The organism is Cloacibacterium sp. TD35 (assembly GCF_028864635.1).
Classification (GTDB): Bacteria; Bacteroidota; Bacteroidia; order Flavobacteriales; family Weeksellaceae; genus Cloacibacterium.
In genome coordinates, this window is sequence record NZ_CP104850.1 from 2369604 (window position 1) to 2392228 (window position 22625).

At 32.9% G+C, this 22625-nt stretch carries 22 protein-coding genes; 10 read left to right on the plus strand and 12 right to left on the minus strand.

All coding sequences use genetic code 11. From position 1 onward, the window contains the following. Nucleotides 1-22 precede the first annotated feature (22 nt). The 7 genes from N7277_RS10970 to N7277_RS11000 form a co-directional block, all read right to left on the minus strand. Nucleotides 23-1735: a BatD family protein gene (locus tag N7277_RS10970; protein ID WP_274779579.1), complete on the minus strand. Its 1713-nt coding sequence runs from the start codon at nucleotides 1733-1735 to the stop codon at nucleotides 23-25. Nucleotides 1736-1738: 3 nt separating this feature from the next. Continuing rightward, entirely contained in the window at nucleotides 1739-2530 is a 792-nt protein-coding gene (locus tag N7277_RS10975; protein WP_274779580.1) for a tetratricopeptide repeat protein, read from the minus strand. A gap of 123 nt (nucleotides 2531-2653) precedes the next feature. After that, nucleotides 2654-3661, minus strand: a complete 1008-nt coding sequence (locus N7277_RS10980; protein ID WP_274779581.1) for a vWA domain-containing protein — start codon at nucleotides 3659-3661, stop codon at nucleotides 2654-2656. 7 nt (nucleotides 3662-3668) lie between these two features. After that, on the minus strand, nucleotides 3669-4652 hold the full coding sequence (locus N7277_RS10985) for a VWA domain-containing protein (RefSeq protein ID WP_274779582.1): 984 nt from the start codon (nucleotides 4650-4652) through the stop codon (nucleotides 3669-3671). A 1-nt stretch (nucleotide 4653) separates the two neighbouring features. After that, nucleotides 4654-5553: a BatD family protein gene (locus tag N7277_RS10990; protein WP_446715141.1), complete on the minus strand. Its 900-nt coding sequence runs from the start codon at nucleotides 5551-5553 to the stop codon at nucleotides 4654-4656. A 121-nt stretch (nucleotides 5554-5674) separates the two neighbouring features. Then, the gene (locus N7277_RS10995; RefSeq protein ID WP_213189630.1) at nucleotides 5675-6538 is read right to left on the minus strand and encodes a DUF58 domain-containing protein; all 864 of its coding nucleotides are present in this window, start codon (nucleotides 6536-6538) and stop codon (nucleotides 5675-5677) included. A 72-nt stretch (nucleotides 6539-6610) separates the two neighbouring features. After that, a complete protein-coding gene (locus tag N7277_RS11000) occupies nucleotides 6611-7615 on the minus strand; it encodes an AAA family ATPase (protein WP_213195561.1) in 1005 nt (334 codons plus the stop codon). A gap of 206 nt (nucleotides 7616-7821) precedes the next feature. Between N7277_RS11000 and N7277_RS11005 the strand changes: the two genes are divergently transcribed. From N7277_RS11005 to N7277_RS11040, 8 genes are all read left to right on the plus strand, one after another. Beyond that, nucleotides 7822-8292 (plus strand): DinB family protein, encoded by a 471-nt coding sequence (locus N7277_RS11005; RefSeq protein WP_274779584.1) that lies wholly within the window; start codon nucleotides 7822-7824, stop codon nucleotides 8290-8292. Between the two features lie 227 nt (nucleotides 8293-8519). Then, nucleotides 8520-9227 (plus strand): 23S rRNA (guanosine(2251)-2'-O)-methyltransferase RlmB, encoded by a 708-nt coding sequence (gene rlmB / locus N7277_RS11010; RefSeq protein WP_446715142.1) that lies wholly within the window; start codon nucleotides 8520-8522, stop codon nucleotides 9225-9227. A 211-nt stretch (nucleotides 9228-9438) separates the two neighbouring features. After that, nucleotides 9439-10491 carry a DUF6263 family protein gene (locus N7277_RS11015; RefSeq protein ID WP_274779585.1) on the plus strand — a complete coding sequence of 351 codons (1053 nt, stop codon included), beginning with the start codon at nucleotides 9439-9441 and terminating at the stop codon, nucleotides 10489-10491. A 3-nt stretch (nucleotides 10492-10494) separates the two neighbouring features. Beyond that, complete coding sequence (locus N7277_RS11020; protein WP_274779586.1) at nucleotides 10495-10728, plus strand: hypothetical protein; 234 nt, start codon at nucleotides 10495-10497, stop codon at nucleotides 10726-10728. Between the two features lie 69 nt (nucleotides 10729-10797). Then, nucleotides 10798-13338, plus strand: a complete 2541-nt coding sequence (locus N7277_RS11025; protein ID WP_274779587.1) for a YfhO family protein — start codon at nucleotides 10798-10800, stop codon at nucleotides 13336-13338. A gap of 13 nt (nucleotides 13339-13351) precedes the next feature. Beyond that, nucleotides 13352-14686 (plus strand): glycosyl transferase family 1, encoded by a 1335-nt coding sequence (locus N7277_RS11030; protein ID WP_274779588.1) that lies wholly within the window; start codon nucleotides 13352-13354, stop codon nucleotides 14684-14686. A gap of 2 nt (nucleotides 14687-14688) precedes the next feature. After that, on the plus strand, nucleotides 14689-15282 hold the full coding sequence (locus tag N7277_RS11035) for a DUF2202 domain-containing protein (protein WP_274779589.1): 594 nt from the start codon (nucleotides 14689-14691) through the stop codon (nucleotides 15280-15282). A gap of 137 nt (nucleotides 15283-15419) precedes the next feature. Further along, nucleotides 15420-16097, plus strand: a complete 678-nt coding sequence (locus tag N7277_RS11040) for a DUF2202 domain-containing protein (protein ID WP_274779590.1) — start codon at nucleotides 15420-15422, stop codon at nucleotides 16095-16097. A 140-nt stretch (nucleotides 16098-16237) separates the two neighbouring features. Here the strand turns inward: N7277_RS11040 and N7277_RS11045 are convergent, their stop codons facing one another. Beyond that, entirely contained in the window at nucleotides 16238-17221 is a 984-nt protein-coding gene (locus N7277_RS11045) for a PLP-dependent cysteine synthase family protein (protein ID WP_274779591.1), read from the minus strand. Nucleotides 17222-17319: 98 nt separating this feature from the next. Continuing rightward, nucleotides 17320-18549 carry an ABC transporter permease gene (locus N7277_RS11050; RefSeq protein ID WP_274779592.1) on the minus strand — a complete coding sequence of 410 codons (1230 nt, stop codon included), beginning with the start codon at nucleotides 18547-18549 and terminating at the stop codon, nucleotides 17320-17322. A gap of 6 nt (nucleotides 18550-18555) precedes the next feature. Here N7277_RS11050 and N7277_RS11055 point away from each other — a divergent pair, with 6 nt between their 5' ends. Both N7277_RS11055 and N7277_RS11060 read left to right on the plus strand, forming a co-directional pair. Beyond that, the gene (locus tag N7277_RS11055; RefSeq protein ID WP_274779593.1) at nucleotides 18556-19815 is read left to right on the plus strand and encodes an exo-beta-N-acetylmuramidase NamZ family protein; all 1260 of its coding nucleotides are present in this window, start codon (nucleotides 18556-18558) and stop codon (nucleotides 19813-19815) included. 10 nt (nucleotides 19816-19825) lie between these two features. After that, nucleotides 19826-20611, plus strand: a complete 786-nt coding sequence (locus N7277_RS11060; RefSeq protein WP_274779594.1) for a sulfite exporter TauE/SafE family protein — start codon at nucleotides 19826-19828, stop codon at nucleotides 20609-20611. A 1-nt stretch (nucleotide 20612) separates the two neighbouring features. Here the strand turns inward: N7277_RS11060 and N7277_RS11065 are convergent, their stop codons facing one another. Genes N7277_RS11065 through N7277_RS11075 form a run of 3 tightly spaced genes read right to left on the minus strand, consistent with a single transcriptional unit; the run spans nucleotide 20613 to nucleotide 22564 of the window. After that, nucleotides 20613-20819 (minus strand): hypothetical protein, encoded by a 207-nt coding sequence (locus N7277_RS11065; protein WP_274779595.1) that lies wholly within the window; start codon nucleotides 20817-20819, stop codon nucleotides 20613-20615. Nucleotide 20820: 1 nt separating this feature from the next. Beyond that, nucleotides 20821-21387 carry a DUF3575 domain-containing protein gene (locus tag N7277_RS11070; RefSeq protein ID WP_274779596.1) on the minus strand — a complete coding sequence of 189 codons (567 nt, stop codon included), beginning with the start codon at nucleotides 21385-21387 and terminating at the stop codon, nucleotides 20821-20823. Between the two features lie 4 nt (nucleotides 21388-21391). Further along, nucleotides 21392-22564 (minus strand): thioredoxin family protein, encoded by a 1173-nt coding sequence (locus N7277_RS11075; RefSeq protein WP_274779597.1) that lies wholly within the window; start codon nucleotides 22562-22564, stop codon nucleotides 21392-21394. Nucleotides 22565-22625 lie beyond the last annotated feature (61 nt).

Below are 22625 nucleotides of genomic sequence, written 5' to 3' on the forward strand. Positions count from 1 at the left end.
ACAAAAGTATGAAATACTTTTATTATTCCATAATTTCAGAATACATCGCAGTTATAGAGTTGTAAAGCTCTTCTAAATGGGAGTCGTCATGAATAGGCGAGAATTTTTCTATTGAAATTTGCTGCTGTAGATTTTTGAAATCTTCGGTGAACTGAGAACCTTTGTAATTTTCTAAAAATGCTTTCAAGCCCATTCCAAATTTTCGCTGAATATGCTGTTCTGCATCTTGTTGCAATTCTTCATAAGTAGCAAAAAATGCTGAATAGTCTCTATTAGACATAAGCGTTTTCAGATATTCTAAATTAGCTTCAAAGCCTAGTTTTAGAAGATTTTTAATTTTTTCTTCCTCTTCTCTTATCGTAGTTATAGGTTTATTTTCTACAGTAACTAAGGTTTTTTTCTTAGGTCTAATCCACAAGAAGAAAAGGAAAGTTCCCATAACAAGAACCGCCAAACCAGAAAATAGATTTTTAAAATTAAAACGGTAAGACTGAGTATGTTTTTCCTTTTCAATAACAGGTAAAGGAACGCTGTTTAAAACATTAGCAGTATAATCATCAACAATGTCAATCGTTGATTTTTGCGCTGCTATTTGAGCTGAATTTAGAACATTTAATACAATACTTTTCACTCCCAAATCTATGTACTGATTCAGTTCTGGATTGAAAAAAGAAAACGGTTCAGTAGAAATATTAATTTTTCCCTCATGTTTAGGAATCACTACATATTTAGCGGTAATATAACCTTTTACTCCATTTTCATTGGTAGATAACTTACTTATAATCTGAGGCTTGTAAAAAGTATAATCTTTAGATTCTAATAATTTTGGCAATTTATCTTCGTCTAAATTTCCCAAACCAGAAATTCTTACCAAAACATCAATCGGTTTATTTACCTCAAGAGGTTCTGTTTTTGCAATTTCTTTAATCGAAATATGAAACTTCCCTACCGCGTTTTTAAAATTCTCTGGAGAATCTTTTGGCAATGTTTTTACATTAATTTTAACCTTATTCGAAATAATTTTACTGATTTCTGGAGTTTTCACCATTGCCGAAACAGGTTCTATTTCTACGTTACCCGCTTCTTCTGGAAAAATAATAAACATAGCAATCACTTGCGAAGCCATTTCGCCATTTACATTTTCTATGTCTTGTTTTTTGTAACCGATAGGCTTAATTCTCGCGTTATTCTGCTGCGGAAATTTTATATTTTCTAATTTTCTGAAGTTATCAAAATTCTTACTATATGCTCTCAAAACCGCTACAGTTGGCTGATTTTCATAGACTTCCTTGTCTTGAACCTCTAGATTCAAATAAACATCTTTAGAAAGATATTCGGTTTCTGCTCGTGACGTTTCTTTCACCAAAATGTCAAAAGGTTCAGACTTATAGATTTTACCATTCACGGTAAGTAAAGCCGAGCCTATTTTTACTTTTCCTGTAACTTTTGGCTGAAGATATAATTGATAAATGATTTGGTTTACTCTGATTCCTTTTTTCTGGTCAATGAAAGTATTTTGTTCTGAAGCACTTCCCACAATATCAAATTTTGATAAATCAGGAAGACGAAGCGGAGTTTGCTGTTCCATGTTTTCGCCTATCACTTCTTGTACAATGGTGAGTACAACTGGCTCATTTTGCTTCGGCTCTTTGGTATTGACATCAGTCAAAACGGTAACTTGTCCGTAAGAAATTGCAGACATTACAAAAAATAATATGTTGAGAATTTTTTGCATTAATTACCAGTCTTTAGTATTGCTTTCTGGTGAATAGTAACCATTTTTATTGAGTAACTTTTTGGCGGTTTCTCTTTCTTGATTTGCACTTCTTTGCAGAATTAATTTTTGCAAATCTTTAGGAATTTTATTGGGGTCATTAGGATTCTGCGGTTCGTTTTTCTGATTTTGTTTCTCCAATCCTTGATTCCCATTTCCTTTATTCTGATCTCCTATATTACCGTTGGGTTGATTTTTAGTGTTGTTATTTTTATTTTCTTGATTTTGATCTCCTTGCTGATTTTGATTATTATCTTGGTTTTTATTTTGGTTATTTTGTTGATTTTGCTGTTGGTTTTGTTGATTTTGTTTATTGTCTTTTTGCTTTTGCTTCTTCTTGGCGATTTGTAAATTTTTTAAAATCGCTTCATTATCTGGATCATACTTCAAAGCATTTTTATAGGCATTAACTGCTTTTTCTCCATCACCATTTTGCAAATGAGCATTTCCTTCGTTGTAATAAGAAGCTGCTTTTTCATCTTTATTATTGGTGTTTTTTTGTGCTTTTTGATACTCGGAAATCGCTTCATCGTACTTTTTTATTTTGTACAAAGAATTGCCCAAATTATAATGCGCCCCAAAATCTTTTTCATTTTTTTTCACCGCTTCCGAAAATGTAGAAGTAGCTTCGCCATACTTTTGTTTGTCGAAGCTTCGGTTTCCTCTGAAGATTAGGGTGTTTAAACTTTCTTGGGCTTTAACGGCAATTAGACCAAGAAAAAATAAGCTAATATGTACAAAAAACTTTCTCAACATTTGTTGGTACAAAAATATCGCTTTAATTGTTAAAATTTAATCCTAAAAATGTTAAATAATTGATAAAAAAGTGGATTTTTAAGACTAAAATTCAAGGTTTTGCGTTTTCTAAAGTTTTCATTTTTAAAAATTGAAATCTTTTTTAGGATTAAAAAGAAAAATAATGACAAATATAAAAAGCGAAACGCCCAAAAACCATTGATAATAATGCACCGCAGATTGTGTATTTACTAATGTTTCCGAAGCTCCTTTTTGGTTTCTGAGTTGCAAAACAATTTTATTGACCGCTGTGTCTAAATCATTACCATCTACATATTCGCCATTGGTATCAAAAGCGAGAGACATCAATGCTTCTGTTTGTCTTTTGGTAATAATAGTTTCGCCGAGAGCATCTGTTTTATAACCCATTAATTGCCCAAATTCATAAATAGGAATAGGTGCACCATCATCCTTTCCTATTCCTACAGAAGTAATGGTTATTCCTTGTCTCAATGCTTCATCTATAGCAGCTTTGTCATTTCCTTCATTATCTTCGCCATCACTTATCAAAACAATTTTTTTAGCTCCTTTTGGAACGTTTTTAAACTTTTCATTGGCTACTTCTACCGCTTTTAGAAAATCTGTTCCCTGTTTCCCAATAGTAGTAGTTTCTATCGCTCCAATATAAGTTTCGGCGGCAGAATAATCTGTTGTCAAAGGCATTATAGATTGTGCATCTCCTGCAAAAACTACGATTCCTACTTTGTCATCACCCAAATTCTGTATCGTGTTAATTAAAATATTTTTAGCTTGTTCTAATCGAGAAGGTTGCACATCTTGCGCATTCATAGAGTTAGAAACATCCAGCAAAAAAATCACAGAATTTACTTTTTGTTGGATTTTCATTTCTTGTTTTCCTCCTAGAAAATCTACCATTGCTAAAATCAAAAAAACAAAAGCCAATAAATATAAAGCTGGGAAAAATCTAGAAAAATGATAATTTTTTGAAAATAAATCTTCTTGAAATTGAGCTTCAGCAAAAATATTTCTCCTTTCTGATTTCCATTTTTTGAAACCAAAAAGAAGCCACGTTATTACCGGTAAAAGTAATAACAGCAATAAATACCAAATATTTCCTAGACTAAAATTCATTTCTATTTTAATTAAAAATTCTGAAAATTCTCCATCTTAAAACTGAATCTATCAATAAAAACGCCAAAGCAATCCAAAGAAAAACCCTGAAATATTCTTCGTAATTGTAAATTTTATTGGTCTTAATTTTCGATTTTTCTAAAGAATTAATCTCATTATATATATTTTCTAAACTCACGTTAGAAGTGGCTCTGTAATATTTTCCGCCTGTAAGGGTTGCAATTTCAGAAAGCGTAGCTTCATCAATCTGCACTTCTTGTTCAAAAAACTCTATTCCAAAAGGGGTAATCTGTGGAAATAGCGCAAAACCATTCGTCCCGATTCCTATTGTATAAACTTTAATTCCGTAAGATTTTGCCAATTCACCTGCAAACTGTGGTGGCATTGCATTTGGAACCGTATTTACGCCATCAGTCATTAAAATAATGATTTTAGACTTTGATTTACTGTCTTTCAAATGATTTACAGCTACAGAAAGCCCTTCTCCAATGGCTGTTCCCGTAAGTTCTTCACTAGGACTCATGTCTCTAATTTCATCTAAAACCACTTGATGGTCAGACGTGAGCGGAACTTTTGTAATTCCTTCTCCCCAATACTCTACAATTCCTATTCTGTCACCTTCCCTTTTTTTGACAAAATCAGTTGCAATTTTTTTCAAAGCCGAAATTCTGTCTGGCTCTAAATCTTTGGCCAACATACTTGGCGAAATATCAATCGCTAAAAATATATCAATGCCTTTGGTTTCGTCTCTATCGCTAAAAATGGTGTAAGTTCTAGGCCTTGCCAAAGCAATAATGAGCGCGGAAAGAATGATGTATTTAGAAAATTGTAAAAATTTTTGAACCAAAGAAAAACTTCCTGATACAGACATATTTCGGGTAGTCGGAACATTGATTCCCGAATTTTTCTTCTTGCTAAAATCCCTTATCAAAAGCGGAATAAAAAGCAAGAATAGCAATAAAAAATATGGACTATCTATCTGAAAATTCATCTTAATGCACTTCTCTTAAATGTTCTGCTTCAACATCTGTAACCGAACGCTCTACAAATTCATAAATTTCTAAAAAATCACACTCCATTAATTCTTGATTTGGAAGGATTTTAGCAAATTTCACCAAATCTCCTCTCAGAAAAACCTCCTCCACTATTTTTTCATTTTCTGGCGAAATTTTATTGGTATGTTTCATCATATCGATTAAATCATCGGTCAACAAAACATCTGCTGGAATGTGATATTGTTTTACCAAAAACGCTCTGGTTATGTCTATCAATTCTACATAAAACATTCTGTAATTTCCTTTTTCTGCGTATTTTTTCTTTTCAAGATTTTTCAGATCTTGTAATGTTTTATGAATCGGACTTTTCTCTTTACCCGAATTTCTGAAAACCCCATTTTTGAAGAAACTTAAAAATAAAAACAGTGAAGTAAAAATCACCAAACCTCCTAAAATATACCATTTGTACATTTCCCAATAATCACTGAAACCCAAATCAACTTGCTTATTGTTCATAATATCGTTGATTTGATCATCTGCATTAACAGGATTATAAACCGTGATTTCATAAGGAATCGTTTTGATGGTTTCTGCTCCATTTATAGAAAACTCCAGCTCTGGAATGGTAAATTTTCCTTCCTCAAAAACCTGAAATTCTATAGTTCTGGTATATTGATCGTATGTTTTGTTGATTTCGTCTTGTGTTTCCTCTAAATGAAAAGGCAAGAGTTCATTTTTAGGTTTAGAAATCACATCTTTTCCTTCTAAACCATTGATGGTTAATCGAAATGTTGCTTTTTCGCCAAGCGCAATTTTTTCTTTAGACAAATTAGACGAAAGGGTCTGCGCAGAAAAACATTGAGCAACCAAAACAAACACCAAAGCCAATTTTTTAATCACTCCAAAAGCAACAAAAGGCCATTTGAACCTTTTTAGATTTGGCGAAACTTTATCGAGTTGTCGGTCTATATATTGATTGAAAATTTTTAAAAAATTTTTCTTCATTAATTGCTATTTTCTATTTTTTCTGAAAATAATTATACAAAATCTTGGTATAATCTTCCTCTGCTTTTACTTCTACAAAGCTTGCAGAGCTTTTCTCAAAAGCTTCTCTCAGGTGTCTTATTTTTTGTTTTTGAGCTTCTGCATAATTGTAACGCCATCTTTGGTTAGATGTATTCACCCAAATTTGTTTTCCGGTTTCTATATCTCTGAAAAAAGCATAACCTACATCTGGAATTTCATTGTCTTTTTCGTCAAAAACTCTCAAGCCTAATAATTGATGTTTTTTGGAAGCAATTTTCAATAATTTTTCGTCAAACTCATCTGCGAAATCAGAAAAAAGAAACGCCAAAGATTTCTTTTTGAAAACATGCATCATGTATTCTAAAGCAGCATCTATATTGGTTTCTGCCTGCACATAATCTGCAGTCAAAATCGTTGAAATTATGGCTAAAATATGTTTTCTACCTTTCTGTGGCGGAATTACTTTATAGACTTTATCCGCAAACAAAATCAGCCCTACTTTATCATTATTTCCTGCCGCAGAAAATCCTAAACTTGCCGAAATTTCTGCCACCAATTCTCTTTTCAGTTGAATTTTTGTTCCATAATTCATAGAAGCAGAGATATCAACCAAAATCATCATGGTGAGTTCTCGTTCTTCTTCCATCACCTTTACATAAGGTTCTTTGAAACGTGCGGTTTTATTCCAATCAATTCTGCGAATATCATCTCCAAATTGATACGGACGAACTTCTGCAAAAGCCATTCCCTGACCTTTAAAAGCACTGTGATATTGCCCCATCAAAGTATTTTCCGTTCTCTTTCGAGTACGGATTTCTATTTGTTTTACTTTTTTGACGATATCTTTTATTTGCATTTCGAAAATTTAAAAATTAAAGAATTTAAAGATTAAAACATTTTCAACTTTCAATTCTCAATTTTCAACTGATTACGGCGCTTGAACTTTTCCTAAAATTTTATCTACAATTGCATCAGCATCTACATCTTCCGCCTCCGCTTCGAAACTTAGACCAATTCTGTGACGCAAAACATCCTTAGCAATTGCTTTTACATCTTCAGGAATTACAAAAGCTCTTCCTTTTAAGAAAGCATAAGCTCTGGAAGCAATCGCCAAATTAATAGAAGCTCTAGGTGACGCCCCAAAACTGATGTAATTTTTAAGTTCAGAAAGTCCATATTTTTCTGGAAATCTGGTCGCAAAAACCATATCAAGAATGTATTTTTCTATTTTTTCGTCTAAATAAATTTGATTGATGATTTTTTTGGCTTCCACAATTTGTTCCAAAGAAATCACAGGTTTTATTTGAGGAATATCTGAAGTTGAAACCATTCTCATGACTTGTCTTTCTTCCTCAAACTCTGGATAATCAATTTTGCATTTCAGCATAAAACGGTCAGTTTGTGCTTCTGGCAAAAGATAAGTTCCTTCTTGGTCAATTGGGTTTTGAGTTGCTAAAACCAAAAACGGCGTTGGCAATTTCATGGTTTCATCACCAATTGTCACTTGTTTTTCTTGCATTACTTCCAAAAGTGCAGATTGCACTTTTGCTGGAGCACGGTTAATTTCATCCGCCAAAACAAAATTTGCAAAAACAGGACCTTTTTTGATGGAAAAATCGTTTTCTTTCACATTATAAATCTGCGTACCAATAACGTCTGCAGGCAATAAATCTGGCGTAAACTGAATTCTAGAAAACGCTCCATGAACCGCTTCTGAAAGGGTTTTGATGGCTAAAGTTTTTGCCAAACCAGGAACACCTTCCAGCAAAACGTGACCATTTCCCAATAGACCAATCAAAAGTCTATCTACCATGTATTCCTGTCCGATAATTGCTCTGTTAATTTCCTTTTTCAAAAGTGAAAAGTAAACGTTCTGTTCTTTTACTTTTTCGGTGAGTTGTTTAATATCTTCGGCTTGATTAAGTTCTTGCATAATTTTTTGAAAAATTAGACTGTAAATTTCACGATTTTCAAGGAATTGGCAACACAATTAATGCCAAATTTTGGTTAAAGTTTGTTAAAATATTGAGTGCTAGAAGTTGGATGTTTGAAGTTTTCTTAAATTTTCCAAAAACTTCCCTCATCAAGTATAAAATTCCAGCCTTTTTCAGTATTTTTGGAGATTAAAATCAATTTTAAATGAATACTCATTTTCAAAATCATAGAGCAGTAAGAAAAAACCTTCTGAATATTTTGCAAAATACGTCTCACAAAGACTTATTGACCATTCCAGATGGTTTTAACAATAATATTTATTGGAATATTGCACATTGCGTAGCTACTCAGCAACTTTTGTGTTACTATTTAAGCGGAAATCCTTTTAGAATAGACAAATATTGGGTAGATACTTACAAAAAAGGCACTCTTCCTAATCTGGATGTTTCTGAATCTGAAGTAGAAGATTTAGGTTTTCTTTTGATAGAAACTTCTAAAATTTTGATGAAAGATTATGATGATGATTTTTTCCCAGATTATACCGCTTATTCTACAAGTTTTGGAATTGATTTAAAAAACATACAAGATGCAATCATTTTCAACAACATGCACGAAAGTTTACATTTTGGATACGTAATGGCTCAAAAACGTGCTTTAGCAGGAGAACAGTTCTAAGAGCCCAGTAAAAATAACCAAGTAAAAGTAAGACTTGTTAAAAGCAAGTTTAATAAATTTTAAAAATCAAAAAATTGGGAGAATTTAATAAAAAATATAACTCAGGTGAGAGAAGAAGTTTTGGACCAAAAAATTTCGACAGAAAACCTCGTTTTGACAACAATCGAAATTCAGATAACGAATCTAAAAGCGAAAAAGAAGATTTCATTTTCGGTTTGAGACCTGTAATGGAAGCGATAGAAGCTGGAAAAACCATCGACAAAATTTTTGTACAAGGTGGTTTACAAGGTGAGATTTATTCAGAATTAAAAAAATTACTGAAAAAATACAACATCAGACCAAACACCGTTCCTGTAGAAAAACTGAATCGTTTTACGAGAAAAAATCACCAAGGCGTTGTCGCTTTTATCTCAGAAATTCCGTTCTATAAAATCGAGGATTTGTTACCACAGATTTTTGAGGAAGGAAAAATTCCGTTTTTATTGATTTTAGACCGTTTAACAGATGTAAGAAATTTCGGAGCGATTGCCAGAACTGCAGAATGTGTAGGAATAGATGCAATTGTAATTCCAGACAAAGGAGCTGCTCCTATCAATTCTGATGCGATTAAAACTTCGGCGGGTGCACTTTACAATGTGAAAATCTGTAAAGAAAATAATTTGGCTCACGTAGTAGATTTTCTTCAACAATCGGGAGTTACCGTTTTTGCAGCGACTGAAAAGGCAGAAAAAATGATTTATGATGCTAATTTTTCAGAACCTTGCGCCATTGTAATGGGAAATGAAGAAACAGGAATTTCTAAAGAAGTAATGCATCATGCTGATGAAAAAATAAAATTACCTATCACTGGAAAAACACAATCTTTGAACGTTTCTGTAGCTTGTGGAGCTATTCTTTATGAAGCAGTGAGACAGAAAATAGTGGGAGAATTGTAAAAATAAAGAATTTTCAAAAAGATCTAAAAAAAATCAACCCGTGAATAATAGCCCTGATTAAGCGATGTGTTTGAGCTCTTTTTGTTTTTTTTAGATGTTTCGACTCTACTCAGCATGACAAAAAAACAAAAAAGCGAGTCGCGAAAGCAGGACTAAAAGTGAATAAAAAGGCAAGATTCTTGCTTCAAATGATACAAAATAATTAAAATCAATGAAAAAAATTACAGCAATAGCGCTGCTTTCAATAGCAATAGTTTCTTGTCAAAAAGAAACAAAAACCGTAACCAAAGTTGACCCTAAAACAGGAAAAACCATCACCGTAGAAGTTCCTGTGAAAGATAAAGAAACGGCAAAAGTAGAAAATTCTGCCATCAAAGATTCTTTGGGTGTTTACCATGCAACTTTTAAATTAGAAAAAGGAAAAACTTATCCTTTCAGCACTTACCAAAGAGATGTGCAAACGCTTTCTGACGGGAAACAAAACATTTCTGGAACGAATGAATCTACAGACGAAATGACTTTTACGGTAGATAATATCGATGCAAAAGGAAATTACGAAATTTCTATGACGCTGGTTGGGAAAAGAATGTCTGCGACTTCTCAGGGAAAAACCCAATCCATAGACACGAAAGGAAGCGCTCCTGAAGATGCTCAACAAAAATTTATGTGGGCGGTACAAAAAGCACAAACAGGTAATAAATTAAAAATTACGATGGACAAAACTGGGAAAATTCTTTCGATTACAGGTTTTGATCCTATTTATAAAAAAACCAATGATGCTGCTGCTTCTATAATTAAAGATGCTGCACAACTTAAAAATTTCATGGAAGGATTTAAACTAAGTTTCAACGAGAAATTTTTAAAAGAACAATTTGGGAAAAACCTAAATATTCTTCCTGCAAAAGGAGTGAAATTAGGCGGAACCTGGACACAGTCTGACAATGTAACTCCAGATGGAAGCGTAAAAATAAATACCACTTACACCCTAGCAAAAGTAGAAGACGGAATTGCGGAAATTACCATAAAAGGTGGAATTCCTAGAAAAGCAAAAACACAGTCTAAAAACGGAATGACGCATTCTGTAAGCATAGAAGGTGTACAAACGGGAACCATAAAAATAGACGCCAACTCTGGTTGGATTCTAGGCTCTAAAATCCAAATGAACACTACGGAAAAAGAAAGTCTGAGTGACGGAAAACAATCTCAAACCATGTCTAAAAAGACCAACTCTTTAGTTTCAATCAATCCTAGTTATAAATTTTAAAAAATGGCACTGGTCAAATATTTATTCGAATTAGTTTTAGCAACCATCATTATATTCTTTGTTTGGAATATTTTGAAAAGGATATTCTTTAATCAATTTTATAAAAATTTTCCTGGTCTTAATCCTAGAAACCGAGAAAACATTTCACCAAAACCTGCAAAACCTAAAAAAGAACAAGTAAAATGGGATGCAGAAACTGTGGAATATGAAGAAGTAGAGGAAAAAGAAAAAAGGTAGAATAACGACCTAAATCATAGAACCGGAGTTTTTCCGAAACAAACAACAAAAGATAAATTTTTGCAAAATATGCTGAAAAATAAAAACATTCTTTACATCGTCATTTCATTGGCGATTTTTGTAGTTTTAGCTTTAGTTTATAACAATCCTATCATTTCTGGGAAACAACTTTTGCAACATGACATTGTACAATACAAAGGTGGCGCAAAAGAACTCTTAGACTACAGAGCCGAAAACGGCAAAGAAACTTATTGGAGTGATGCGATGTTTGGCGGAATGCCTACTTATCAGTCGGGTTCACAGTTTAGAGGAGACCTCATCAAAAAAATAGATGACACGCTGAACTTTTTGCCAAAACCTGCGAATTTTATTTTTCTGCTTTTTGCTGGATTTTTCTTACTCGGTTATGTTACAACCAAAAATTGGAAATACGCTTTGTTAGGTTCCACATTTTTTGGACTTTCCACGTATTTCTACATCATCATTGCAGCTGGTCATAATGGTAAAGTAGCCACTCTGGTATACTTTGCACCACTTTTAGCAGGGATTTTACTTGTCTATATTCGTAAAAAATATATTCTTGGATTCATTGTAACTGCGCTTTTCATGGGCTTGCAAATTGCCGCTAATCACCCTCAAATGACGTATTACCTTTTCTTGGCATTAGGATTTTTATTCCTGTCTGAGTTGGTAAGAGCAGCTACAGGAAAAACACCATGGAAACATTTCTTCATTTCTTCGGGAATTCTAGCTTTGGCGATGATTCTGGGAATTGGAATGAACAGCCAGAGACTTCTCGCCAATTCTGAATATGTAAAAGAAACCGTTCGTGGAAAACAAATTCTGAAATCTGAGCACAATGCTGCAGATAATGACGGAATGAAAAAACAAGAAATTCTGAACTGGAGCTATGGAAAACTAGAAACCTTGAACTTATTCATTCCAAGAGCAATGGGAGGAGCAAGCGATGAAGAAGGTTCAGATGAGATGATGAAAAAAGTTCAAGAATTGGTACAAGAAAATGTAACCTCACAAGAAGAATATGACCAAATTTCTAAAGGATTTGGAGGAAGCTTAACCTATTGGGGAGACCAACCAGGAACATCTGGACCAGCTTATCAAGGAGCTATTGTGGTATTTTTAGCCATTTTAGGATTTTTCTTCGGGTGGAAAAAATACCGTTATTGGATTTTAGGCGCGTCTGTACTTTCTGTGCTTTTAGCTTGGGGAAGTAATTTCATGCCGTTGTCTGAATTATTCATCAAATTTGTTCCGTTTTATGACAAATTTAGAGCACCAAGTTCTATATTAGTTGTTGTAGAATTATTGTTTCCACTCATTGCAATCATTGGACTGTACAGATTTTTCAATGACGAAAAACTTACAGAAGAATACAAACAAAAAGTTTTAGTTTACGGAAGTGCTTCTGTGCTTGGAATTACTTTATTATTGGTAATTTTCGGGAAAAGCTTACTCGGATTTTCTACTTCAAACGAAACTGCTTATTTGCCTTCATATTTATTAGATTATCTGGTTGGCGAACGCTTCACGATGTTTAGAATAGATGCTATTAAAGCCATAATTTATGTTTCAATCACCGCTTTAGCACTTTATTTTGCATTGAAGAAAAAATTATCTCAAAACATTGCTTTAATCATTATAGGATTGGTAAGTTTATTTGATTTATGGTCTGTCAACAAGCGATATTTAAACAGCGATAATTTTGTAGATAAAGCTTTTGCACAAACTCCATTTGTGACAGAAAATTCAGATTATTTATCTGGAAAAGCAGGCGAAAATCCTCTTTTAAATGATTTGCTTTCTAGAGCGAATATGAATAAAACTTTAGAAGAAATCACTGAAAAAGATAAAACTCATTATAGAATTTTCAACCAACTTTTAGGGCCTTTTAATGAAACCAACACTTCTTATTACAAAGCTTCTGTTGGTGGTTATCATGCTGTAAAATTAAGAAGATATGACGATTTAATCAATCATTATTTCTATGCTCAAGATAGTGTGAAGTCTGCTCAAATTCCGCAAATTCTCAATTTATTGAATACCAAATATGTAGTAGGCGGAAGTTTAGAGGAACCTCAAGTTCAGATCAATCCGAATGCGAATGGAAATGCTTGGCTGATTTCTGATATTAAATTTGTGAATTCTCCGAATGAAGAAATAGATGAAATAGGAAATATTGATTCTAAAAAAACGGCGGTTATTTCGAAGGATGATAAAAAATATTTCGAAGGAAAAAATTTAGCAGCTGATTCTACTGCTTATGTAGACTTAACGAAATATCAAGCCGATGAATTAGAATATAAAACACAGTCTAAAACTCCACAATTGGCAATTTTCTCTGAGATTTACTATCCAAAAGGTTGGAAAATGTTTGTAGATGGAAAAGAAGTTCCATACATTAAAGCTGATTATTTATTGAGAGCCGTTTACGTTCCAGCGGGAAATCACACGGTAAAAATGATATTCGAACCAGAAGTGATAGCCAAAGGAAAAACTATTTCCTTAATTGCTTTTGGATTGTTTGTTTTACTTTCTTTGGTAGGGATTTATTTTCTCATTAGAAAAAAAGAAGTTTTAAAAACTGAATAAATTGTAAAAATCTTTGGAAAAAGAATTAAAAAAAATATTAATCATCTCTTATTACTGGCCTCCAGCTGGAGGACCGGGAGTTCAGCGTTGGTTGAAATTTGTAAAATATTTACCTGATTTCGGTTGGGAACCTACCGTTTTTATTCCAGAAAATCCGAGTTATCCGATTGTAGATGAAACTTTACAAAAAGACGTTCCCAAAAATCTCAAAATGATTAAAACCAAAATTTGGGAACCTTATCAATTGGCAGAAAAATTTGGGAAAGACAATAAAAAATTCAAAGCAGGGCAGTTTGATGTAGGTGAAAATCAATCTTGGAAAGCCAAACTTTCGATTTTTGTTCGTGGCAATTTCTTTATTCCAGATGCGCGTGTTTTTTGGGTAAAACCTTCCGTAGAATTTTTAGAAAAATATCTAAAAGCCAATCACTATGATGTTTTGGTGACAACTGGCCCACCACATTCTTTGCACTTGATTGGTTTAGGTCTTAAAACAAAATTCCCAGACTTAAAATGGATTGCAGATTTCCGTGATCCTTGGACTGAAATTTCGTATTACAAACATCTGAAACTGACTAAAATAGCCGATAAAAAGCATAGAAAATTAGAATCTGAAGTGTTTAAAAATGCAGATATTACCTTGGCAACAAGTTATACTGATGCTAAAAATTTCAGAAAGAAAGGCGCAAATGCTTTTTGCGTTACGAATGGGTTTGATGTAGATGCTTCTACTACGCTCAGCATGACAGAAGAGAACTCTAAAACTCTACCACTCTCCAATTCTACCGCTAAATTCACATTAAGTTACATCGGTGTCTTGGAACAACTCAGAAATCCTGAAATTCTGTGGGAAACATTAAATGATTTCATTCAAGAAAATGCAGACTTCAAAAATGATTTTCAACTGAAATTTGTAGGAAGATTAGACGATAAAATTTTAAAGAAAATAGAAAGTTCAGCTCTTAAAAATAACTTAACCAATTTGGGTTATCAAACGCATGATGTTGCGCTAAAACACATGCAAGATTCATCAGTTTTATTGATGACCAATTTCCCTCAAGAATCTTCAAAAGGAATTATTCCAGGAAAAATTTTCGAGTATTTGGCAACGGGAAAAACCATTCTTTCTTTCGGTCCAAAAGATGCTGATGTAGAAAAAATCTTGAACGAAACCAAAGCTGGAAAACATTTTAGCTACGAGGAAAAAGAAAATCTAAAGAAATTTATTTTAGAATCTTACGAAAATTGGAAATCAGGAACGCTGAACCAAAACGCTGAAAATATTGAGCAATTCTCTAGAAAAAATTTGACTCATAAATTAGTCGATTTAATGAATAAATGGTTTTAAAAATGAAATTTATCTTCGCTTTTTCACTTTCGATATTGTTCGTTTCTTGTTCATTAATGCAACCGAATACAGCTAGAACTTCATCTCAACTTTCTGAAAAAGAAATCACTAGAATTACACAACTCATTGGCAAAGAAAAAATTGCAAAAGAAGTTTACGAAAATTTTCATAATCAATATCAAAACAACCTTTTCGGAAATATTGCCAAAAGAAAACAAAAACATATTGAAATCTGGAAAAATATTCTTGCAAAGCAGAATATCAATGTTCTAGAAAATGAGACCATAGAAGAAACGGAAAATCTTAAAAAGCAACTTCTTTCTGATGCGACAGATGAAATTTCTGCACTGAAAACCGCCATAGGAATAGAGGAATTAAACCTAAATGATATTTATATCGTAAGAAAAAATAGTCAAAAATCTAGCATTAGAGAAGCCGCAAATGGTATAGAATGTGGCACTAGAAATCATCTTTTTGTTTTTTACAGAGCATTGAAAGAAAAAAATGAAAACTACAACCATCAAATTATTTCTGGTAAAAAATTTAAAAATATCATTAGCGGCGCGGTAAATCCTTGCGGTTTACAATATGATTAATCACTCTTTCTTTAATTGGTAATATTTCATCTAATTATGGTAATATTTATTGACATGTCATGATTTACCTTATTTTTTTGTAAAAATCAACTTAACTTTCTGTAATGATTTTTGTCTAATATAAAAATCTCACAGAAATGAAAACCAAATCTTTTACCTTAGTTTTTCTCATTATTTTTGGAATGGTAATTTTCACTAATTCTACTCCTAAAAAAACAATAGAAAATGACACTTCTTCTCTCCTATTTATGCTAGAAGAAGAAAAATTAGCACATGATGTGTACACTTTTTTATATTCGAAATGGGAAACTAGACCTTTTGCTAATATTAAAGAAAGTGAAAAAGTACATATGCAAAAATTACAAGAACTTTTAGAACAAAATAAAATTCCTTACGAAATTCTTCCCGAAGGAAAATTTAAAAATCAAAATCTTCAAAAATTATATAACGACCTTACTGCAAAAGGAAAAACTTCTGAAATTGAAGCTTTAAAAGCAGGAGCAACGATAGAAGATATAGATATTTACGACTTGCAAAGATTAACCAAAGAAACTCAAAATCAAGACATCGCCAATGTTTACAAATTTCTAGAATGTGCTTCTAGAAATCATTTGAGAGCATTTTCACGTAATTTAGAAATGAGAAATACCAATTATATTTCTAAAAATATTTCTAAAAATGAATATGAAAAGATTATCAGCGCAAAACAGGAACAATGCGGTATGCAAAATGGTATGCAATGCCAAAATCAAGGAAAAGGTAGAGGAAATAGAGGTAGAGGAAACGGTTTTGGAAATGGAAATTGCATGAATTGATAAGAAATATTTTATGTTCCTCATTTATATGCTATGGTTCATCAACTAGTTTTAAATAGAGGAAAGTAATTTTGATTTGATATGAAAAATCGGGAAGATTACTCTTCCCGATTTTTTTATTTTGAATTGATTATTTCGTACTAGTCTAACCAGCCCATTTCCTTCATCCAATCATCATTGTAGATTTTCCCTACATATCTAGAACCATGGTCATGAAGCAAAACTACTATAATATCATCTTTGGTAAATTGATCTTGCATTTGCTTAATTGCAGCAATAGCACTTCCTGCAGAATAACCACAGAAAATCCCTTCTTCTTTAGCTAATTTTCTAGCATAAATCGCACCATCTTTATCGGTAACTTTCTCGAAATGGTCTATTACAGACATGTCATAGTTTTCAGGCAAAATATCCTCACCAATTCCTTCTGTGATGTAGGTATAAGCATGATCATAATGGATTTCTCCTGTCTCATGAATTTCTTTCAAAATAGAACCATAAGTATCTACACCGATTACTTTGATGTCTTTACTTTTTTCTTTGAAAAAAGTTCCGCAACCTGTAATCGTGCCTCCTGTTCCTGCTCCTACTACAAAATGAGTCAACTTCCCTTCGGTTTGTTTCCAAATTTCTGGTGCAGTAGATTCATAATGCGCTGCTCTGTTAGAAAGATTATCATATTGGTTTACATACCAAGCGTTTTCAGTTTCTTCGGTTAATCTTTTTGCAGTTTGGTAATAAGAACGAGGATCGGTAGGTTTTACATCAGTAGGACAAATCACTACCTCAGCTCCTAGAGCACGTAAAATATCTGCTTTTTCTTTTGATTGTTTAGAATTGGTTACGAAAATACACTTGTAACCTTTTATAATTGCTGCTAAAGCCAATCCCATTCCTGTATTTCCAGAAGTTCCTTCGATGATGGTTCCTCCAGGTTTCAGACGACCGTCTTTTTCAGCATCTTCAATCATTTTAAGTGCCATTCTGTCTTTTACAGAATTCCCAGGATTGAAGGTTTCTACTTTTGCTAAAACCAATGCTGGAAAATCTTCTCCTAAAACTTTATTTAGCTTTACTAGCGGTGTATTCCCTATCGTTTCTAAAATATTTTTTGCGTAGTTCATTGTAAAAATTTGAGCCGCAAAAATACGATTTTTATTTTTAGAAAATGACCAAAAATTAAAACCTGACTTTTAACTATTGATTAAATTTTAGAAAATAATTAATTATACTTAATCGCTTTTACAGGAGAAATTTTAGAAATTAGATAACTAGGCAAAATAAGAGCGAAAGCAGATATCGCCAAAATCCCAACAGAAATTCCCAAAATGTAAACAGGGTTTAGATCAACAGGAACTGTGCTTACATAGTAATTTTCTGGATTGAGTTTGATAAATCCGAAGATTTTTTGAAGCACCAAAAATCCTAAACCTATTACATTCCCCATAATTAATCCAGGAATCATAATCAGCAAAGTATAGTTGATAAAAATCGCTCGAATTTGTCCGTTGGTTGCACCCAATGTTTTCAGCATCCCGATAGAATTAGTGCGCTCAATAATGAGAATAAGCAAAACCATAATGATATTAATAACTACTACAATCAGCATAATCGTGATAATCAGTCCGATATTGGTATCAAAAATATTAATCCAATCTACGATTTGCGGATATTTATCTGTTGCTTTTTCTGCGTAATTTTTGTAACCAATAAGTTTTTCAATTTTTGGATAAATGGCATCCATATCATCACTGTCTTTCAAGAAAATATCTATTCCTCCCACATCAGTTTTTGCCATATTCTGAATTTTTCTCACGTGATTAATATCGCCGATGATAAACAAATCATCTATCATTTTGATGTCTGTCTTGTAAATTCCAGAAATTTCAAATTTTCTATAAATGGGCTGTTGGTCTTCTTTAGAAAAAATCGCTACAATGCTGTCTTTGGGTTTCAGATGCAAATCATTTGCAATTTTATCAGAAAGAATGACTTGATTATTATAGCCTTCTTCGTTGAATTCCGGGACTTCTCCAGCTACCATAAAACTCTGAAAACGTTCTGCATCAAAATCTTTGGCAACGCCTTTTAGAATAACCCCTGCAAAGTTTTCTTCGGTTCTCAGAATCCCAGAAACCGTAGCATACGATTGCGTATTAGAAACGTCTGGTAGATTTTGAATTCCCTTTACGTTTAATCCCTCTTTGTGAAGTACCGAAGAGTTATAGGAAGAATTGCTTTTAGTAGATTTCACAGAAATGTGTCCCACGAAATCTGCCATACGATTTTTAATGGCTTTTTTGGAGCCTAAACCCGTAGAAACTGTCACCAATGAAACAATAATTCCCAGCGCTACAGAAAGCCTTCCGATGAAGACAATCACGCGTGAAAGATTATTTTTGTTATCTTTGGAGAACGCTATTTTTTTAGAAAAATATATTGGAAATTTCAAAATCAAATGAATTTAAGTGTCAAAATTAAAGATTTAGTTCTTATTATGCTAATGATTTTTGGGTTACAAAGTTGTAGCACTCAAAAAAACAATGCAAATCCCACTCCAGAACCTGTAAAAACGGTAGAAATTGCCTTAGAAAAACCAAAAAATAAAGAAGAAAATTGTTTTAAAAACGCTGCAGACAGACCAGAACTCTATTTGCCTCTTCTGAAAAACAAAACTATAGCAGTAGTCGCTAATCAAACGAGTTTATTAGCTGACAAAACACATTTGGTAGATTTTTTGGTTCAAAACAATATCAAAATCAAACATATTTTTGCTCCAGAACACGGGTTTCGTGGAACTGCAGATGCTGGTGAACATGTAAAAAACGGAATTGACACCAAAACAGGTTTACAGATTATTTCGCTTTATGGCGACAATAAAAAACCAAAACCTGAACAATTACAAGGAGTAGACATTGTACTTTTTGACATTCAAGATGTGGGTGTAAGATTTTACACGTACATTTCTACACTCACTTACGTAATGGAAGCTGCCGCAGAAAATGGTAAAGAAATCATTGTTCTAGACCGCCCGAATCCTCATGATGGTTATACAGACGGACCTGTTTTAAAAGAAAAATGGACTAGTTTTGTAGGATTGCACAAAGTTCCTGTAGTATATGGATTAACAATTGGGGAATACGGAAAAATGGTAAATAGCGAAAAATGGATGAAAAATGCAGTACAAGTAAAATATACGCTCATTCCAATGCTGAATTATCATAAAAATAAAAGATATCCTATTTCTGAAAAACCTTCACCTAATTTACCCAATGATCAATCCATCAACCTCTATCCTAGTCTTTGTTTCTTCGAAGGAACACAAGTTTCTGTAGGAAGAGGAACAGATTTTCCATTTCAGGTGTATGGAAGTCCTTGGTTAAAAAATCAGGAATTTTCTTTTACTCCGAAACCTACTTCTGGTGCAAAAGACCCTTTCTTGAATGGTAAAATATGCTTTGGAAAAGATTTACGTCAATTTCCAGAAATTAAAGCAAAATTAGATTTAAGCTTCGTCATTGATGCGTATCAAAATTTTGACAAAAAAGTTCAAGATTTCTTCTTGAAAAACCTTTGGTTTGATACACTAGCAGGGACAGATGAATTGCGCAAGCAAATTATATCTGGAACTCCAGAAGCAGAAATTAGAAAATCTTGGCAAAAAGATTTAGAAAATTTCGAGAAAATCCGTCTCAAATATGTTCTTTATGAAAACTAATCAACTTTAAATGGATTTTTTCTCTGATTACAGTCTTTATACGCTATTCTTTTTAGCAGCATTTGCCTTTATTGCAGGTTTTTTAGATGCAATAGTTGGCGGTGGTGGTTTGATACAATTGCCCGCTTTGTTGATTCAATTTCCTCAATTGGCATTGCCAACACTTTTTGGAACCAACAAAATAGCCGCACTGTCTGGAACAAGTATTGCAGCGGTGCAATACGCCAAAAGAATACGCTTCAATTGGAAGGTTTTGCTTTCCATATCGATTTTTTCCTTTCTGTTTTCATTTTTGGGAGCCAGAACGGTGAGTTACTTAGATTCTGAAGCATTAAAACCTTTAATTTTAATTATTCTGATTGCGATTGCTATTTATACTTTCATCAAAAAAGATTTAGGAAATGTTGCGACCAAAGATTTAAGTACAACCAAAAAAATGATTTTCGGAGCATTAATTGGAGCGGTAATTGGCTTCTACGATGGATTTTTTGGGCCTGGAACAGGGAGTTTCTTTGTCTTGGCGTTCGTGGTAATTTTAGGATTTGATTTTCTTTCGGCTTCTGCCTATGCTAAAGTGGTGAACTGCATCACCAATATTTCAGCGCTTTTGGTTTTCATCAGCCACGGAAATTATTTGCTAGAACTGGCTATCTTAATGGCGGTTTTTAATATTGCAGGAAACTTTCTAGGAACAAAAATTGCCTTTAAAAAAGGCAATGGATTTATCAGAATTGTATTTTTAATCATCGTAATGCTGATGATTTTACGATACAGCAAAGAAGTTTTTTGGCCGTAATTTAATCGAAATGTTGCGGGCCAGATTTATCGTTTTTGCTTCGGTTGTAAATAATCATCCCGATTGTAAGACCTACCATTCCGCCAAGTCCATTAAGGATAGCACTTTGTAGTTTATCTGGCTGTGTATTCCCGATGTAATTCATCAAAAATACAATTACGAAAGTAATTATCAAAGCTGCTAAAAATTTTACACTTTTTATTTTCATATTATTTTATTTGATAAGAAATCATTACTCCTCCTTTATAAGGAATCCATTCTCCGCTTCCGTTAATAGAAGCTCCTTCTTCTTTGTCTGCTCTTATATCTGGGAAAGCATTATAATAAGATCTATATCTAGATTGTGCATTGCCACCACCTAAAAATATATCTAAATTTATTTTGTCATTTACTTTTACTACATAACCTACTGTTCCGCCTAAAAGTATAGAATATCCTTCTTGATGAATACCTGTGTTGAGATGGTTATATTTTTGCATTCTATAAATCGCTACTCCTGTATTAGCAGCCACATACCAATTTTTAAAACTTTCGGTAAAATAATAACGATATTCTAAAGTACCAATAGCAAAAAGCATTCTATTTCCAAAAACAGATTTCCAAGGAGAAACGAAAACATCTGCTTGAAAAGTAGTTTTATCCGTAAGTTTTGTCTCTATTCCTGCATTTAACATCAGAGCAGGCAAAGTGAAACCATTGACTTTTACATAAGTTTGAGCATTATAATGAACAAATAAACTCATGAAAACGAGGAAGAAAAACTTTTTAAACGCCATCCTTTTACTTTATCTTTTTTAATAATTCTTCAGTTGATGCGTATTCATCTCCTTTCGCTTTAGCAATTTCGATAGATTTTTTCGCCCAAAGTTTAGCATTTTTATTATCTCCCAATTTATAATAAATATTGGCTAATGTATCTGTATTCTGGCTATTTTCTTCTTTTTTAATGCCCTCTAAACACAATTGCGTCACTTGAGTCAACAAAGTTTTATCTGTAACGTAGAGGTAAAAATTCCAAGCGACATTATTGAGTTCATCGGTGGCAAAATCTTTAGGATTTTGATAATAATTCAAAGCTGATTTTGCGTAATCATCATATTTTTTTTGAGTAAAAAATAAATCCATATTGATTTTATTCAAAAGTTGCTCTGCTTCTTTTTCACCATAAATTTTTGTTCCTTCAGCTAAAAAAACTTGTTCATTAATACTTTGTGTATTGGCATCGAAAGATTTTTGTAAAACCTTGTTCAATTTGAGTTGCTTATCATATTCCTCCAAATAACTTTCTGGAATTTGCGTAGAAAGTTCTGCCTTTTTTGCCGTGAAGATTTTATACAAATCATCATCTATGGTTTTGGTGAAAAACAACAACATTCCTGCTTCTTCTTTAGAATATGTAGCGTCTGTTCTCGTTTGGAAATAACGGGTAGCCACTTTTTGAGCCAATGAAAAATCAGTTGCATAGGTATTTTTAATCAATCCCATCAAAAATTCCGGGTCTTTTTCTCCTGCTTCAAACTTCGCAATTTTATTTTCTAAAGTATTTTCAGGATTCACGGCTTCTTTGGCAATACTAATGAGTTCTTGCGGACTCATGTAACCTGCAGCTTTGTAAACTACTTTTCCGTCTCCATTTATGAATAGCAATGTAGGATAAGAATAAATGCTGTATTTTTTTGCAATTTCTATTCCTTCTCCTTTTTCCATGTCAATGTGAAGGTTCAGGAAATTGGCATTGAAATAATCGCCCACTTCTTTTTTAGGAAATACATTTTTGTCTAACAATTTACACGGACCACACCATAAAGCAAAAGCATCTAAAAAAATGAGTTTATTTTCTTTTTTGGCTTGTTCTAGGGTTTGAGCAAAAGATTGCTTTCCGAATTTTATTCCATCTTGAGAAAAAAGTGCTGTAGAAATCACCAAGAAAAGGAACGGTATAATTTTTTTCATTATCATTTAAAAATTGAGCTACGAAGATAAAATTTTTTAAGGGAACAAAAAATTAAAAACC